The sequence below is a fragment of the Blastococcus sp. TF02-8 genome (genome assembly GCF_003319175.1).
Lineage (GTDB): Bacteria > Actinomycetota > Actinomycetes > Mycobacteriales > Geodermatophilaceae > Blastococcus.
Genome location: NZ_QOHK01000002.1, coordinates 412905 through 428689, shown reverse-complemented (window position 1 = coordinate 428689; position 15785 = coordinate 412905). Strand labels below are relative to the sequence as shown.

Here is a 15785-nt window from a genome sequence, read left to right as displayed (position 1 = left end):
TAACCGATCACGACACGCCGTCGGTCCCGGCCCCGACGTGGGCATCGACGAGGGCGACCAGCTCGGCCGGGCGAGGAGCGCCGCTGCTGCGGCCCACCACCGCGCCGGTGCGGTCGAGGTAGAACAGCGTCGGCGTCCGCCGGACGTCCAGCTCACGGACCTCGTCGAGGTGGCTCTCGGCGTCCACGTGCACGGTGGCCAGCCCCGGGCGGGTCGCCTGCAGCTGCGTCAGCCGCGCCTTCGTCGCGCGGCAGGGGCCGCAGAAGGCGGTCGAGAACTGGACGACGGTCAGGTCCGCCTCGCCCGCGCGCACGCCCAGCCGCTCGAAGACCGTGGTCACCGCCATCGCGTCCTCCCCCGTCGCCCGCACCGCACCGCTGCGCGTGCGCAGCCACCAGCCGGCCGCGACCGTCACGAGCAGGGCCGCGGCCAGCACCACCAGCCCGGTCCGGTCCACGTCCGCACCAACCCGCGGCCGGCGGAGCCTGTTCCCGGTCGTCACGGAGCGCCGAGCACGGTGTCGCGTGCCGCCACCCGGACGTCGACGCCGTCCGCGGCCGGGGTGACCTCGGTGAGCCGCAGGTCGAAGGGCAGCTCGACCCGGTAGCGCAGGTCCAGCAGGTCGCTGACCCGGTCGACCAGGAAGCCCGGGACGTCGACGCCCGCGCCGGTCGCCCGCTCGACGTCGATCACCAGCACGTCCCCGTCGAGGGCCACCGTGCCCACCGCCGTCAACGGCAGCGTGTACCCGAGGACGTCGACGGTCCGGGTGATCCGCAGCCCGTCGCCCTCGCGGCGCAGGGTGGTGTTCCCGCCCAGCTGGTCGGCGAGCAGGCCGTAGGACAGGGTCGCCGTCCCGTCGATGCGGTCGACCGGCACCCGTTCGACGTCGCCGGCGAGCACCGCGGACAGCGGCACCCGCACCCCGCGCAGCACCACGTCGGCCGTGGTCCCGGCGGGACGGCCGAGCTGCTCGGCGGTCAGGGAGATGCGGACCTCGTCGTAGCGGCCACCGACGGCCTGGGTCAGGAAGGGGAAGCCGCGCACCTCGACGTCGGGCCGGCCGGCGAGCCCCGCCGTCGCCGCGAGCTGACGGGAGACCTGCGCCTCGGCGACGCCCACCGCCACCCGGTCGAGCAGCACGCCGGCACCGAGGAGCAGGACCAGCAGCACCGCCAGCACCTTCACGGGGCCAGCACCGTCACAGCACCGACAGCAGACCGAGGGCCACCGGCGCCGTGGCGGCCAGCGGCAACGCCACCTGCACCACCGTCAGCACCCACGGGGACACCACGTCGGGGACCCCCTCGGCCGCCGCCTCGACGGCGACGTAGCTGGCGGCGACGGCCACCAGCGCGACCACGCCGGCGACGACCGCGCCGACGAAGGCCGACCGCAGCATCCCCAGATCGGCGACCTCCCGGGCCAGGAAGGCCACCGCCGCACCCGCGACGACGGCGACCACCGTGCCGACCAGCCCCCGGGGCACCCCCTCGGCGACCACCGGGCGGGGGAGGACCTGGTCCACGAGGTGGCCGACCACCAGCGCGGTCCCGGCGGCGAGCCCGGCGACGACCAGCCGCCCCTCGTCCTCGCGCCCGAGCAGCAGCAGCGCGGCGAGCGCGCCGACCGCCGTCAGGAGGAGGGCGGCGCCGGCGAGCGAGTCGACCAGGCGGTGCCGCGGCGAACGCAGCATCTGCTGCACCACGGAGACGAGGAACCCGACGGCGAGCACGGCGAGCAGTCCGCCGATCTCGGGGCGGTCGGGCAGCACGAGGACCAGGTCCGCGGCGACCGCGGCCGCCGTGCCCACCACCAGCGAGGCCGTGGCCCCGCGCAACCGGGCCACCATCACCCACGAGAGCACCAGCGCCAGCTGCAGCACCAGCACCCCGGCCAGCGCGCCCACCTCGTCGAGGACGGCGGGGAGACCGGCGAGGACCGCGGTCGCCAGGGCCGCCAGCCCGGCGGCGGGCAGGTGGTGCGCCCGGTCCGGTGTCTCGGGCAGGGCGGCGGTGGGACTCACGCCGCGATCGTCTCAGAAGCCCGGCGTCCGAGGCGGCCGACGAGCGGATCCGTCGCGGCGATCGGGCGTGTCCGGGCCCGGCGTCCGCTATCCTGCCCTCTCACCTCGACAGCGTTGTCGCAGGTCCGGTCGGCGACCGCCGACCCTGGACCCCTGAGGAGACGCCATGCGACTCGTGCTCATGACCGCCGCCCGGCAGGCGACGACCGAGGTGCTGCCCGCCCTGGGCCTGCTCCCCCACCAGGTCCGCGTGGTCGCGCCCGAGCTCTCCAGCCTGCTCGACGGCGAGGCCGGCGATGTCGTCCTCGTAGACGCCCGCCACGACCTCGTCCGCGCGCGCACCCTGTGCGGCCTGCTCTCCTCCACCGGCGTCGCGGCAGCGCTCGTGGCCGTCCTGTCCGAGGGCGGTCTGGTCGCGCTGTCGGCCGACTGGGGGGTGGACGACGTCCTCCTCGACACCGCCGGTCCCGCCGAGGTCGACGCCCGCCTCAAGTGGGCCACCGCCCGCCGGCTGGCCGCGGCCGCACCCGCCGACGGTGCCGACGGCGGCCTCACCCAGGCCGGCGAGCTGGTCATCGACGAGCACAGCTACTCGGCGAAGCTCCGCGGTCGTTCGCTCGACCTCACCTACAAGGAGTTCGAGCTCCTGAAGTACCTCGCGCAGCACCCGGGGCGGGTGTTCTCCCGCGCCCAGCTGCTCCAGGAGATCTGGGGCTACGACTACTTCGGCGGCACCCGCACCGTCGACGTCCACGTCCGGCGACTGCGCGCGAAGCTCGGCACCGAGCACGAGGCGCTGATCGGCACCGTGCGCAACGTCGGCTACAAGCTCGACCAGCAGGTCGCCGACGCGACGGCGAAGGCCGCCCGGGCGACCACCTCCGAGGACCGGTCGGACGCCGAGCTGGTCTGATGACCGGGTGAGCCGCTCCCCCGACGTCGCCGAGATCCTCCAGCTCCTGCGGGCCGCGGCGGCCGCGGACGGGGTCCGCCCGCTGTCGGAGGAGGCGGAGCTGCGCCTGCAGCACGGCTCGCCCGGCGGATCGGACCTGGTCGTCCGCGCGGACGACGGCCGGCTCGCCGGCTACGCGCGGTACGACGACGGGGTCGCCGAGCTGGTCGTGCACCCCGACCTGCGGCGGCGCGGCATGGGTCGCACCCTGCTCGACCAGCTGCTGCACGCCGCCGGCGACCGGCCGCTGAGCATCTGGGCGCACGGCGACCTGCCCGGTTCCGCCGAGCTGCTCTCCTCCCGGAGCTTCCGGCGGGCCCGGGTCCTGCTGCAGATGCGCCGCGACCTCACCGGCGTGGACCCCGACCCCCGGCCGGAGCTCCCGGGCGACGTGCGGGTCCTGCCCTTCGTGCCGGGCCGCGACGAGGAGGCATGGCTGCGGGTCAACACCCGCGCCTTCTCCTGGCACCCCGAGCAGGGCCGGATGACGCTGGAGGACCTGCGGCGGCGCGAGGCCGAACCCTGGTTCGACCCCGCCGGCTTCCTGATGGCGTGGCGTGGCGACCCGGCCGAGGGCGGTGAGCTGCTCGGTTCGCACTGGACGAAGGTGCACCCGGCGGGCGACGCCGGACCCGACCCGGTGGGCGAGGTCTACGTGCTGGGCGTGGACCCCGCCGCCCAGGGCATGCGGCTGGGCCGGGCGCTGACCGATCTCGGCCTCGCCCACCTGCGCTCCCAGGGCCTCGCCGAGGTGCTGCTCTACGTCGAGGAGGACAACACCAGCGCGGTCCGGCTCTACGAGGGGCGTGGATTCCGCCGGTTCGCCGTGGACGTCTCCTGGCATCGCGAGCCGGGCGCCCGCTGACCGTCCGACGGGAGATCCTCCCCCTGGGTGACGGCCGCCACCACCGCTCGCCGAACTCCTCAGCGCTCGTTCACCGTGCGTTCACCGAACACCGGTGATCAGGCCACTTGCGCTCCCTAGCGTCCTCGCCGTTCGACCACATCAGCCCGGCACCGACGTCCGGGTCTCCTTTGTCGAAAGGCACTGAGTTGAAGCTCAGCAGCACGGCGCGCGCCGTGGTCCTCACCACGGCCCTCGCCACCTCCCTCTCCCTCGCGGCGTGCGGGGCCTCCAACGAGGGCGGCAACTCCGCGGACTCCACCGGCTCGGCCGAGCAGCTCAGCGGTGACCTCGTCGGCGCGGGCTCCAGCGCCCAGCAGGCCGCCATGCAGGCGTGGCAGGCCGGCTTCAACGGCGAGCAGCCCGACGTGAACGTGAGCTACGACCCGGTCGGGTCCGGCGGTGGCCGCGAGCAGTTCCTCGCCGAGGGCGGCACCGACTTCGCCGGTTCGGACTCCGCGCTCGACGACGAGGAGCTGACGCAGGCCACGACCCGGTGCGGCGACGCCGGCGTCTTCGAGCTGCCGAACTACATCTCGGCGATCGCCGTCGTCTACAACCTCGAGGGCGTCGACGACCTGAACCTCTCCCCGGCGACGGTGGCGGGCATCTTCAACGGCTCGATCACCACCTGGAACGACCCGGCCATCGCCGCGGACAACCCGGACGCCTCCCTGCCGAGCACCGCGATCACCCCGGTGCACCGGGCCGACAAGTCCGGCACCACCAAGAACTTCACCGACTACCTCGACCAGACCGCCGGTGACGTCTGGACCGCCGGGGTCGTCGAGGAGTGGCCGACCGGTGGCGGCGAGGCGGCGAACGGCACCAAGGGCGTCATCGACGCCGTCAAGGCGGGCGCCGGCGCCATCGGCTACGCCGACGAGAGCCAGGCGGGCGACCTGGGCATCGCCAAGATCAAGGTCGGCGACGAGTTCGTCGCCCCGTCCGCGGAGGCCGCGGCCGCTGTCGTCGCCAACTCCGACCGGGTCGAGGGTCGCGGCGAGCACGACCTCGCCGTCAAGGTCAACCGCACCACCGAGTCGGCCGACGAGTACCCGATCGTGCTGGTCAGCTACCTGATCGGCTGCATCCAGTACGACGACCAGGACAAGGCCGACCTCGTGAAGGCCTTCGCCGGCTACGTGATCAGCGAGGACGGCCAGGAGGCCGCGGCGAAGAACGCCGGCAGCTCGCCGATCTCCGACGAGCTGCGCGACCAGGCGCAGTCCGCCGTCGACGCGATCACGGCCGGCGCCTGATCCACCGGCCCGCACCGGCGCGGCGGTCCGAGATGTCCCCGGTGGACACCTCGGGCCGCCGTGCCGCGTCGCACGTCCGCCCCCTCGAACCGACCCTCCTCGACGCGACGGAGCCACCCCGGTGACGACCACCGACGCACCCCCCGCCCCGCCTCGGCCCCGACGACGGCCCGGGGACCGGATCTTCGCCGGCAGCGCGACCGGCGCCGGGATCCTGATCCTGGTCGTCCTGGCCGGCGTCGCGGCGTTCCTCGTCAGCGAGGCGTGGCCCGCCGTCGTCGCCCCCGCCGAGGACATCCCGGGCGGCGACGGCCTGACCGCCTACATCGCCCCGCTGGTCTTCGGCACGCTGCTGGCGGCGGTGATCGCCCTGCTCGTCGCGACCCCGCTCGCGGTCGCCATCGCGCTCTACATCACCTACTACGCACCGCCCCGGCTCGCGACGCTCATGGGGTACGTGATGGACCTGCTCGCCGCGATCCCCAGCATCGTCTACGGGTTCTGGGGCATCGCCGCCCTCGCCCCGGCGCTGGTGCCCTTCTACGGCTGGGCGGAGGAGCACCTGGGTTTCCTGCCGTTCTTCGCCGGCCCCGCGTCCGTGACCGGTCGGACGATGCTGACCGCCGGCCTGGTGCTGGCGATCATGATCCTGCCGATCATCTCGGCGATCTCCCGCGAGGTCTTCGGCCAGGCACCGGCCCTGCACCGGGAGGCCGCGCTCGCCCTGGGCGCGACCCGCTGGGAGATGATCCGCATGGCCGTCCTGCCCTACGGGCGCTCCGGGGTCATCGGCGGCGCCATGCTCGGCCTCGGACGGGCGCTCGGCGAGACGCTCGCCGTCGCCCTCGTCCTCTCCGGCTCCGGCGGGATCACGGTCAACCTGATCGGCCAGAGCAACCCGTCGACGATCGCGGCGAACGTGGCCCTCAAGTTCCCGGAGTCCACCGGGATCGAGGTCAACGCCCTCATCGCCAGCGGCCTGGCCCTGTTCGTCATCACCTTCGCGGTGAACATGTTCGCCCGGTGGATCGTCAACCGGCGGGCCGACTTCTCCGGAGCCAACTGATGAGCACCGATCTGCGGCCCGACGCCGTCGCGGCCACTCCTGCCCGGAACCCCGCCCTCCGCTCCCGGCGGCAGCTCCCGCGGTTCGCGCCGACCGGGCTCTTCGGCCTGGGCGTCCTCCTGGGCGCGGGGCTCTCGGCCGCCACCGGGTTCAGCCTGACGCTGACCGTCGTCTACGGCGTGGTGCTGGGCACCCTGGTGCTCTACGTCGTGGCCCGCCGGGTGGAGGGCGGCCGCAAGGCGTTCGACCGGCTCGTCACGTGCCTGGTGACCTGCGCCTTCGGCATCGCGATGGTGCCCCTGGTCTCGCTGGTCTGGACGGTGCTGGAGAACGGGGTGCGCCGGCTGGACGGCGAGTTCTTCAACTCCTCCATGCTGGGCATCGTCGGCGAGGGCGGCGGGGCGTACCACGCGATCGCCGGAACCTTGATCATCACGCTGCTCACCGCGCTGATCTCGGTCCCGATCGGGCTGCTCGCCGCCATCTACCTGGTCGAGTACGGCACGGGGCGGCTCAAGCGGGCCATCACCTTCCTGGTGGACGTGATGACCGGCATCCCCTCGATCGTCGCCGGCCTGTTCGCCTTCGCCCTGTTCGCGCTCTTCTCCGGGCCGAGCATCCGGCTCGGGATCATGGGCGCCGTCGCGCTGTCGGTGCTGATGATCCCGGTCGTCGTCCGCTCCTCCGAAGAGGTCCTCAAGCTGGTCCCGAACGAGCTGCGCGAGGCCAGCTACGCCCTCGGCGTGCCGAAGTGGCGCACGATCCTCCGGGTCGTGCTGCCCACCTCCATCGCCGGTCTCGGCACCGCCGTCACCCTCGCCATCGCCCGCGTCGTCGGCGAGACCGCTCCGCTGCTGGTGACCGTGGGCCTGGTCAACGGCACGAACCTCGACCCGTTCGACGGCCGCATGTCCACGCTGCCGGTCTTCGCCTTCTACCAGCTCACCCAGCCGGGAGTGCCGCCCGAGCCGGCGATCGACCGGGCCTGGACGGCGGCCCTCCTGCTCATCATCCTGGTCATGGCGCTCAACGTCGTCGCGCGCCTGATCAGCCGCTTCTTCGCCCCCAAGACCGGTCGCTGACCGACCCATCGGAGGAACCTGTGGCCAAGCGCATCGACGTCTCCGACCTCGACATCTACTACGGCAGCTTCCTGGCCGTGCAGAGCGTCAACGTCTCCATCGAGCCGCGGAGCATCACCGCCCTGATCGGACCGTCCGGCTGCGGCAAGTCGACCTTCCTGCGGTCGTTGAACCGCATGCACGAGGTCATCCCCGGCGCCCGGGTGGAGGGGAAAGTCGTCATGGACGGCCAGGACCTCTACGGCTCCGACGTCGACCCGGTCGACGTCCGCCGCCAGATCGGCATGGTGTTCCAGCGCCCCAACCCGTTCCCGACGATGTCGATCTACGACAACGTCGCGGCGGGCCTGCGGCTCAACGCCAAGAAGATGAGGAAGTCCGACCTCGACGACCTGGTCGAGCGCTCGCTCAGGGGCGCCAACCTCTGGAACGAGGTCAAGGACCGGCTGAACCGTCCGGGGTCGGGCCTGTCCGGCGGTCAGCAGCAGCGGCTCTGCATCGCCCGCGCGATCGCCGTCGAGCCCGACGTCCTGCTGATGGACGAGCCCTGCTCGGCGCTGGACCCGATCTCGACCCTGGCGATCGAGGACCTGATGACGGAGCTCAAGGAGCGCTTCACCATCGTCATCGTCACGCACAACATGCAGCAGGCCGCCCGGGTGAGCGAGTCCACCGGCTTCTTCAACCTCTCCGGCGTGGGCCAGCCCGGCCGGCTGATCGAGTTCAACCCGACGGAGAAGATCTTCAGCAGCCCCGACGAGAAGGCCACCGAGGACTACATCTCCGGCCGCTTCGGCTGACCGCCGGCTGGGAGGATGCCCGGGTGCTCCCTCCCCGGCTGGTCACCCTCGACGACGCCCCCGCCCTCGCCGCCCTGCTGCGGGAGAACCGAGGGTTCCTCGCGCCCTACGAGCCGCACCGCGAGGAGTCGTTCTACACCGAGGCCGGCCAGCGGACGCGGATCGCCGACGGGCTGGCCGGCCACACCGCCGGGACCGGTGTCCCGCTCGTGGTGCTCGGTCCGGACGGTGAGGTGGCCGGCCAGATCACGCTGAGCGGGCTCGTGCGCGGTCCCCTGCAGTCCGCCGTCGTCGGGTACTGGGTGGCCCAGCGGTACACCCGGCAGGGGCTGGCCGCGGCGGCGCTGGCGCACGTGGTGCGGCTCGCGTTCGACGAACTCGGCCTGCACCGCCTCGAGGCCGGCACGCTGGTGGACAACGTCGCCTCCCAGGCCGTGCTCGCGCGCAACGGTTTCCAGCGGTACGGCCTCGCGCCCCGCTACCTGCACGTCGGGGGCCGGTGGCAGGACCACGTCCTGTTCCAGGTGCTCAACGAGGCGATGGAGGAACCCACCGCCGTCAGCACCGGACCGGGCTGACCTCCGGCTGCGGATCGGCCGGAGTGGTCTCGGGGCCGGGATCGGCCGCCACCGGAGCGCCGACCTGCACCGGGACCACCGACGAGTACCCCGGGCCGATGACCAGCTGCACCGCGGCACCGACCGCATCGCTGGGCCGCAGCACCGAGTTCGGCACCGCGGCGGCGACGGTCCGCGCCTGCTCCTCCGCCCCCGGCCCGAAGCGGACGACCGTCTCGTTGACCGTGCCCTCCTCGTTGCCGACGGTGCCGACGCCGAAGCCCTGGCCGCGCAGCGCCTCGGCGACGGTCCCGGCGAGCCCCGTCGTCCCGGTGCCGTTGAGCACGTCGACGGTGATCGCGCCCGGAGCCACGGTGAGCGGCGCCGGGCCGGTCGGCTGCTCGGGGGCGGGCTGCGGCGCCTCGGCCGCCTGGGAGGCCGCCGTCTGGGCCGCGCGCTGGGCCTCGAGGACCTCCGCGGGCAGTCGGGTGCCGTCGATGACCTCGTCGAAGAGGGCGCGGGTCGCCGGCCGGTCGAGGACCACGAAGGCGTCGTCGGAGCCGGCCGGCACGTAGCCGACCTGCGCGACCGGCAGCCCGGCCCGCTGGACCGCGTCGCCCGAGAGGTCACCGAGGGATGAGGCCAGGACCCGCAGGTCGCCCAGGGTCGTCTGCTCGTCGACCGTCAGGCTGTCGGAGGCGCGGTTGAGGAACCGGGCCAGGGTGACCGGGTCGAGCAGCGTGCCGCCGGACATCGCCGCGCGGAGGGTCGAGGTGAGCAGCCGCTGCGCGCGCTCGGCGACCGCGGCGCCGGTGACGTCGGTACCGGTGTCACCCGGCTCGAGGAAGCCGGACGCGGCCTCGCCCGACAGCTGCGAGGGACCGGGCGGCGGCGGCTGGGCCGCGGCCGCGGTGGCCTCGGTCGGGACGATGCACACCGGAACGCCGCCCAGCGCGTCGACCATCGTCGGCAGGCCGGCGAGGTCCACGCCCAGGTAGTGGTCGATGCGCAGACCCGACAGCTGCTGGATCGCCCGCACCATGCATGCCGGACCGCCGTCGAGCAGCGAGCTGGCGAAGGCCTCGGTCACCGGGTTGCGCAGATCGCCGTCGGGGGTGCGGCAGACGGGGGTGTCGACGAGGGCCGTGGGCGGCACGCTGACCAGCACCGCCCGGTCACCGTCGGCGGAGACCGAGGCCACCAGCGTGGCCACCGACGCGGCTCCGGTCTGCCCGGGAACTCCGGTGCCGACGACGAGGTAGGTGTCCGCGGCGTCCTGGAGCTCCGGAGCCAGGACCTCGGGGCCGTCGGTCGCCAGCGCGTCCACCCGGTCGATGCGCTGGTCGACGTAGAAGTAGAGCGCCAGGTGGTACAGGACGACGACGCCGAGCAGGGCGGCCAGCGCGGTGACCACCCGCACGGCCCGACGGCGGCCGGGGCTGGGGGGTGGCCGGTCCTTGGCGCGGGTGCGCCGTTGCACCGGCGGGGTCGCCGGAGCCGGCGGGACGGCGAGACCCGGCAGCGGGGGGATCGGACCGCTGCGCCGCGACGGGCGATCGGCGGGCGCCCACAGCGAGGCGGCGCTCCCGGGCACGGGCGGCAGCCCCGCCTGGACGGCGGGGACGGGGAGCTGGTCGGCCGGTCCGGGCACCTGCGGCGCCGGTGGAACGGGCGGGAACCCGGCCTGCGCTCCGGGGACGGGTGGCAGACCCGGCTGGGCACCGCCCGCGGGTCGGCCGGCTCCGGGGACGGGGGGCAGCCCGGCACGGACGGCGGGGGGCTCCTCCGGACGGGCCGGCGGCAGTCCGGATGCCCGCCCGGCCGGCGCCCGACGGACCGGTGCCTGCGGTTGCGGCTCCGGCTCGACGGCGCGCCGGGAGGCCCGGCGCCGGCCGACGCCGTCGCCCTGGCGGGCCAGGAGCTGCTCGACGGTCACCGGTTCGACGGCGCCCTCCGGAGAGTGCCCACGACGGGATCGACCGGGGACGCCGCGGCCGTCCCCGCCGTCCCGCGTCGGCTGATCCCCCACAGGTGTCGACACCTTTTCGTCGTCCGCGTGCACGTGTCCGTCGACCCACGATACGGGCGTTCGCGTCGTTGCCACGCCGACGCGCGGTACACGATGGTTCATGGCGCGGGCAACCGGATGGTGCACGACCGGCAGGATGCGTAGCGTCACTGCGATGCGCCTGCCCTCCGTGCCCGGCCCCTCCGACGCGCTCGGCCTCGTCAGCGGGGTCCGCGACGGCGTGAGCGATGCCCTGGACCTCGTGCCGCGGGCGTTCAGCGCGCTGGGCCGGATGGAGGAGCTCCTGGACCGGGTGTCCGGGCTGCTCGACCGGGTCGACGGCGTGGTCGACCGCGCCGACGGGGCGATCGACCGGCTCGAGGGCACCCGCGGGCGCGCCGAGGGCGCCATCGACCGCCTGGAGGAGACCCGCTCCCGCGCCGACGACGCGATCGCGGGCGTGGGCGAGACCCAGCAGAAGGCCGACGACGCCATCTCCCGCGTCGGCGAGACCCAGCAGAAGGCCGACGACGCCATCTCCCGCGTCGGCGAGACCCAGCAGAAGGCCGACGACGCCATCGAGCGGGTCGGTGGCACCACCGGCCGGGCGGACGCGATCGTCGACCGGGCCGAGGGCATGCTCGGCCGGGTCGAGCCGATGCTCGCCGACTACGAGCCGGCCCTGACCGCGCTCGCCCCGGCGGTCCGGCGACTGGCCGCGACGGTGGACCCGGACGAGGTGGAGGCTCTCGTCCGGCTGATCGACCAGCTGCCTCGGCTGGTCACCCACCTGGACGAGGACATCCTGCCGGTGCTGGAGACCCTCGGGTCCGTGGGCACCGACGTCCACGACCTGGTGGACACCGTCCAGGACATGCGCCAGATCGTGAAGGGCTTCCCGGGCTCTCGCCTGTTCCGCCGCCGCGGCGCGGAGGAGATCGCGCAGGACGAGGCCCGGGAAGCGACCGACGCCTGAGGGTTACCCCTCGGAGGCCCCGGGCCCCGGGCCGGTCTCCGTCGGGTAGCCCAGCGCCCGGACGACGTCCCCGATGCGCTCGAAGGTCTCCCCCTCGGGCAGCCGCTGCAGCTCGCCCACGACGGCGTCGGGTGCACGGTGGTCCAGCGCGGCCTCGACCAGGTCCGGGCCGGTGCTCGGGAAGTCGGCGCGGTCCAGCCAGCGTGCGAGCTCCGCGCGGGCGGCCACGGCGTCCGGGGTCATGCCGACCGGCGTGCCGCCGATCAGTGCACCGTTCGGGTCCGCCGAGAGGTCCGGTTCGCCCTCGGCGACCGGCTCGACCTCGCGCCATTCGTGCGCGCGGGTGGCGCGTTCGGCCTTGAGCATCCCCTGCATCTCGTGCTCGAGCTCCTCGTCGAGGCGCGGGTTGTGCTTGGTGCTGCGCTCGGACGCCCCGGCGAACTGGCCTGCGGACTCGGTCACGGTGTCTCCCTCGTGTTCTGGCCCGGGCGGTCCCGGGCCGGTGGATCAGTCCTCGTGCAGGGCGCCGGGCTTGTGCACGGCCGTCTTGCCGGTCTTGTCGCTGCGGACCTCGTACTGGGGCTCGTCGTCGCTGGCCCGCACGGTGCGGCCGGAGGCCTCCGTGTCGGAGGTGATCTTCCGCTCGACCGTGCCCTCGACCGTCTGGCCGTGGCTCTGCCAGGTGACGTGGTCACCCTTCTCCGGATCGCCCGACATCGCCTGCTCCCTGCTCGTGGACAGTGCTGTCCGTGCCGTGCCCGTCGGGGCGGCGCGGCACACATGGCTCACCCGCGACCGGGCGCACACCTAGGCTGGAGCGACGTGACCTCCCCTGATGGCGCCGTGTTCACCGACGGCACGCGCCCGGCCGACGTCCTCACCGTCGTCGCGGTGACCGACGTGACCCCCTCGGTGCGCCGGGTGACCCTCTCCGGGGCACCCGCGGCCGTGTCGGCGGCCGGGCCCACCGTGAACCTGCTCGTCCCCCGCCCCGACGACCCGGCCCCGCAGTGGCCGCGCATCCAGCGGGACGGCCGCATCGTCTGGCCGCAGGGCAGCCACGGCGTCGCCCTGCGCAGCTACACCGCGCGCCGGCAGGACCCCGACCTCGGCGAGGTGGACATCGACTTCGTCCTGCACGGCGACGGCCCCGCTGCGGCGTGGGCGTCGGCGGCCCGACCCGGGGCCGTCCTCGCGGTGGCCGGGGCCGCATCGCTGGCCGAGCGGTTCACCGGATGGCTGCTGCTCGCCGGGGACGAGACCTCCCTGCCGGCCATCAGCCGACTGCTCGCGGCCGCGCCCGCCGGCACCACGGGGGTGGCGTTCCTCGAGGTCGCCGGACCCGAGGAGGAGCAGCCGCTGGCCGGGCCCCCGGGGATCGCGGTGCACTGGCTGCACCGGGGAGGCACCCCGCCGGGCGAGAGCACCCTGCTGGTGGACGCGGTCGCGGCCCTGGAGCGACCGGAGGGCGACGACGTCTTCGCGTGGGTGGGTGCGGAGTCCGCGACGGTCCGAGCCATCCGCGCCGACCTGCGCGGCCGGTGGGGGCTCGGCCGGGCCCAGCACCACGCCATCGGCTACTGGCGGCGCGGTCGCGCGATGTCCCCCGCCGGCTGAGCCGGCCCCGCCCCCGCCCCCCGCTCCTCAGCACCTCCACCCAGCACCTCCACCCAGCACCTCCACCCGATCCCGCGTGATCATGAAGTTCGGGAAGGGACTCGCCGGGTGAGGACGGCGCGCCGCTTCCCGAACTTCATGATCACGGGGAAGAGTGCGCGGGCGGGCTGACAGCAAGTTCACAGGTAGCGTCCAGTCCCGGCGCAGGCGGGGAACCGAACCTCGGACCATGACGACCGCATCGGCGCACGCGACCGGAGGAGCCGTGTCCGGGAACCAGCCAACCGGCGGCCCCGCACCCGAGGCCCGCCTGCTCGTGGTAGACGACGAGCCGAACATCCGCGAGCTGCTGTCGGCCAGCCTCCGCTACGCCGGGTTCGAGGTGGCCACCGCCGCCGACGGGCACCAGGCCCTCGCGCTGGCCTCGTCGTTCCGCCCCGACCTGCTCGTCCTCGACGTGATGATGCCCGGGCTCGACGGTTTCGGCGTCGTCCGGCGGCTGCGGGAGTCCGGTCGGCACACCCCCGTCCTGTTCCTCACCGCGCGCGACGCCGCCGAGGACAAGGTCTCCGGGCTGACGCTGGGCGGCGACGACTACGTCACCAAGCCCTTCAGCCTGGACGAGGTCGTCGCACGCATCCGCGCCGTCCTCCGGCGCACCTCGTCCGCGCAGCGGGCCACCGAGGCCCCTCGCCTGACGTTCGCCGACATCGAGCTGGACGAGGAGACCCACGAGGTCGTGAAGGCCGGTGAGGTCATCAGCCTCTCCCCGACGGAGTTCAAGCTGCTGCGCTACCTCATGGCCAACGCCGGGCGGGTGCTCTCGAAGGCGCAGATCCTGGACCACGTGTGGAACTACGACTTCAACGGCGAGGCCAACGTCGTCGAGTCCTACATCTCCTACCTGCGCCGCAAGATCGACACCACCGAGCCGCGCCTCCTGCAGACCATCCGCGGGGTGGGCTACACGCTCCGGCTCCCCCGGGGGTCCTGATCCCGCGATGACGCCATGACCGCCCGGTCGGACCAGCACCGGTTCCCGCGCGTACCCCTGCGGGTCACCCTGGTCGCCCTGCTGGTCGCACTGGTCTCCGTCGCCCTGCTGGCCACCGGGCTCGCCGCCACCTCACTGCTGCGCGGCTACCTCACCGAACAGCAGGACGCCCAGCTGCGGCTGACCGCCGACCGCGTGTCGGAGCAGCGCGTCTCGGTGCTCCGGCAGTGCACCGTCGAGACCCAGCCGTACCCGGCCAGCGACTACCTCGCCTGCCTGTCCCCCGACGGGGACGAGCTGGTGGTGCTGGCCGGCCCGGCGGGCGAGGAGCACCAGCGCCCCGACCTCGGCCGACTGGCCGCCCGCGTCGAGGACCGCGCCCTGGACGGGCCGCAGCACGTGCGGCCACCGCACATGTTCACCGTCCCCGCGGAGGACCGCAGCACCTCCTGGCGGGTCGCCGCGGTCGAGCTCCCGGAGGGCTACACCGCGCTCATCGCCCGCGACCTGAGCGGCGACGAGCAGGTCATCGGCCGGCTGGTCGCGATCGAGGTGGTGGTCGGCCTCGTCGTCCTCGCGCTGCTGGGCGCCACCGGTTACCTGCTGGTGCGCAACAGCCTCCGGCCGCTGGCGGAGGTCGAGTCGACCGCACGGGCCATCGCCGACGGCGACCTGTCCCGGCGCGTGCCCGCCGGGGACGAACGCACCGAGGTGGGCCGGCTCTCCACCGCGCTCAACGGCATGCTCGGGCGGATCGAGAGCGCCTTCCACGCCCAGCAGGCCTCCGAGGAGCAGGCCCGGGGCTCCGAGCAGCGGATGCGGAGGTTCGTCGCCGACGCCAGTCACGAGCTGCGCACACCGCTGACGTCGATCCGCGGCTTCGCCGAGCTCTACCGGCAGGGCGCCGTCCGGTCCGACGACGAGGTGGCCCGCCTGATGGAGCGGATCGAGGCCGAGGGCGGCCGCATGGGACTGCTGGTGGAGGACCTCCTCCTGCTGGCGCGCATGGACCAGCAGCGCCCCCTGGCCATGGCGCCGGTGGATCTCGCCGCCGTCGCCGGCGACGCGGTCCACGACGCGCGCGCCGTCCAGCCGGAGCGCCCGATCGGCCTGCACCTGGACGAGTCGCTGACCGACGTCCCCGTCGTGATCGGTGACGAGAGCCGGCTGCGGCAGGTCGTCGGCAACCTGGTCACCAACGCCCTGACCCACACCCCGGTCGACACCCGGGTGGAGGTGTCGGTGGCCCAGGACCCCGACGACGCCGACGTGCTGCTGCTCCGCGTCGCCGACGAGGGGCCCGGCATGGCCGACGCCGACGCCGCCCGCGCGTTCGAGCGCTTCTACCGGGCCGACGCCTCCCGCACCCGGGCCGCCGGCGGCACCGGCCTGGGGCTGGCCATCGTGGCCTCGCTCGCCGCCGCGCACGGCGGCTCCGCAGAGCTGGAGACCGCACCCGGCGCGGGCCTCGCCGTCACCGTGCGGCTTTCGCGCGGCGGTCCGGGCGGGGGTCCCGCGACGCCGTCGTGACGGCGCTTGCG

At 74.3% G+C, this 15785-nt stretch carries 17 protein-coding genes; 11 read left to right on the top strand and 6 right to left on the bottom strand.

The window, feature by feature from the left end; genetic code table 11:
• Positions 1 to 7: 7 nt before the first annotated feature.
• The 3 genes from DQ237_RS06170 to DQ237_RS06160 are packed head-to-tail and all read right to left on the bottom strand — an operon-like array spanning position 8 to position 2026.
• Positions 8 to 457, bottom strand: coding sequence for a thioredoxin family protein (locus DQ237_RS06170; RefSeq protein WP_240619446.1), 450 nt, complete (start codon positions 455 to 457; stop codon positions 8 to 10).
• 41 nt (positions 458 to 498) lie between these two features.
• Positions 499 to 1188, bottom strand: a complete 690-nt coding sequence (locus tag DQ237_RS06165) for a DUF2993 domain-containing protein (protein WP_113798184.1) — start codon at positions 1186 to 1188, stop codon at positions 499 to 501.
• Between the two features lie 13 nt (positions 1189 to 1201).
• Positions 1202 to 2026, bottom strand: a complete 825-nt coding sequence (locus tag DQ237_RS06160; protein ID WP_113798183.1) for a hypothetical protein — start codon at positions 2024 to 2026, stop codon at positions 1202 to 1204.
• Positions 2027 to 2192: 166 nt separating this feature from the next.
• Here DQ237_RS06160 and DQ237_RS06155 point away from each other — a divergent pair, with 166 nt between their 5' ends.
• The 7 genes from DQ237_RS06155 to DQ237_RS06125 all read left to right on the top strand — a co-directional run bounded on the left by DQ237_RS06155 (position 2193) and on the right by DQ237_RS06125 (position 8670).
• Positions 2193 to 2939: a response regulator transcription factor gene (locus DQ237_RS06155; RefSeq protein WP_113798181.1), complete on the top strand. Its 747-nt coding sequence runs from the start codon at positions 2193 to 2195 to the stop codon at positions 2937 to 2939.
• Between the two features lie 7 nt (positions 2940 to 2946).
• Positions 2947 to 3843, top strand: a complete 897-nt coding sequence (mshD, locus tag DQ237_RS06150; protein ID WP_113798179.1) for a mycothiol synthase — start codon at positions 2947 to 2949, stop codon at positions 3841 to 3843.
• Positions 3844 to 4031: 188 nt separating this feature from the next.
• Entirely contained in the window at positions 4032 to 5144 is a 1113-nt protein-coding gene (pstS, locus tag DQ237_RS06145) for a phosphate ABC transporter substrate-binding protein PstS (protein ID WP_113798177.1), read from the top strand.
• 121 nt (positions 5145 to 5265) lie between these two features.
• Positions 5266 to 6210, top strand: coding sequence for a phosphate ABC transporter permease subunit PstC (gene pstC, locus DQ237_RS06140; RefSeq protein WP_113798175.1), 945 nt, complete (start codon positions 5266 to 5268; stop codon positions 6208 to 6210).
• Positions 6210 to 7292, top strand: a complete 1083-nt coding sequence (gene pstA, locus DQ237_RS06135; protein ID WP_113798173.1) for a phosphate ABC transporter permease PstA — start codon at positions 6210 to 6212, stop codon at positions 7290 to 7292. The genes pstC and pstA overlap by 1 nt, the downstream gene beginning before the upstream one ends.
• Before the next feature lie 20 nt (positions 7293 to 7312).
• Positions 7313 to 8092 carry a phosphate ABC transporter ATP-binding protein PstB gene (pstB, locus tag DQ237_RS06130; protein ID WP_113798171.1) on the top strand — a complete coding sequence of 260 codons (780 nt, stop codon included), beginning with the start codon at positions 7313 to 7315 and terminating at the stop codon, positions 8090 to 8092.
• A 23-nt stretch (positions 8093 to 8115) separates the two neighbouring features.
• The gene (locus tag DQ237_RS06125) at positions 8116 to 8670 is read left to right on the top strand and encodes a GNAT family N-acetyltransferase (RefSeq protein ID WP_113798168.1); all 555 of its coding nucleotides are present in this window, start codon (positions 8116 to 8118) and stop codon (positions 8668 to 8670) included.
• On the opposite strand, the gene DQ237_RS06120 is transcribed toward DQ237_RS06125, so the two are convergent.
• Positions 8651 to 10585: an LCP family protein gene (locus DQ237_RS06120; RefSeq protein ID WP_240619445.1), complete on the bottom strand. Its 1935-nt coding sequence runs from the start codon at positions 10583 to 10585 to the stop codon at positions 8651 to 8653. The genes DQ237_RS06125 and DQ237_RS06120 overlap by 20 nt on opposite strands.
• Positions 10586 to 10832: 247 nt before the next feature.
• On the opposite strand from DQ237_RS06120, the gene DQ237_RS06115 reads away from it, so the two are divergent.
• Positions 10833 to 11633, top strand: a complete 801-nt coding sequence (locus DQ237_RS06115) for a hypothetical protein (protein WP_113798164.1) — start codon at positions 10833 to 10835, stop codon at positions 11631 to 11633.
• 3 nt (positions 11634 to 11636) lie between these two features.
• Here the strand turns inward: DQ237_RS06115 and DQ237_RS06110 are convergent, their stop codons facing one another.
• On the bottom strand, positions 11637 to 12095 hold the full coding sequence (locus DQ237_RS06110) for a DUF2795 domain-containing protein (protein WP_113798162.1): 459 nt from the start codon (positions 12093 to 12095) through the stop codon (positions 11637 to 11639).
• 45 nt (positions 12096 to 12140) lie between these two features.
• Positions 12141 to 12350 (bottom strand): DUF2945 domain-containing protein, encoded by a 210-nt coding sequence (locus DQ237_RS06105; RefSeq protein WP_113798160.1) that lies wholly within the window; start codon positions 12348 to 12350, stop codon positions 12141 to 12143.
• Between the two features lie 105 nt (positions 12351 to 12455).
• Between DQ237_RS06105 and DQ237_RS06100 the strand changes: the two genes are divergently transcribed.
• From DQ237_RS06100 to DQ237_RS06090, 3 genes are all read left to right on the top strand, one after another.
• Entirely contained in the window at positions 12456 to 13250 is a 795-nt protein-coding gene (locus tag DQ237_RS06100; protein WP_113798158.1) for a siderophore-interacting protein, read from the top strand.
• Between the two features lie 229 nt (positions 13251 to 13479).
• Entirely contained in the window at positions 13480 to 14244 is a 765-nt protein-coding gene (locus DQ237_RS06095) for a response regulator transcription factor (RefSeq protein WP_240619444.1), read from the top strand.
• Positions 14245 to 14259: 15 nt separating this feature from the next.
• Positions 14260 to 15774, top strand: a complete 1515-nt coding sequence (locus DQ237_RS06090) for a cell wall metabolism sensor histidine kinase WalK (RefSeq protein ID WP_113798155.1) — start codon at positions 14260 to 14262, stop codon at positions 15772 to 15774.
• Positions 15775 to 15785: the final 11 nt, after the last annotated feature.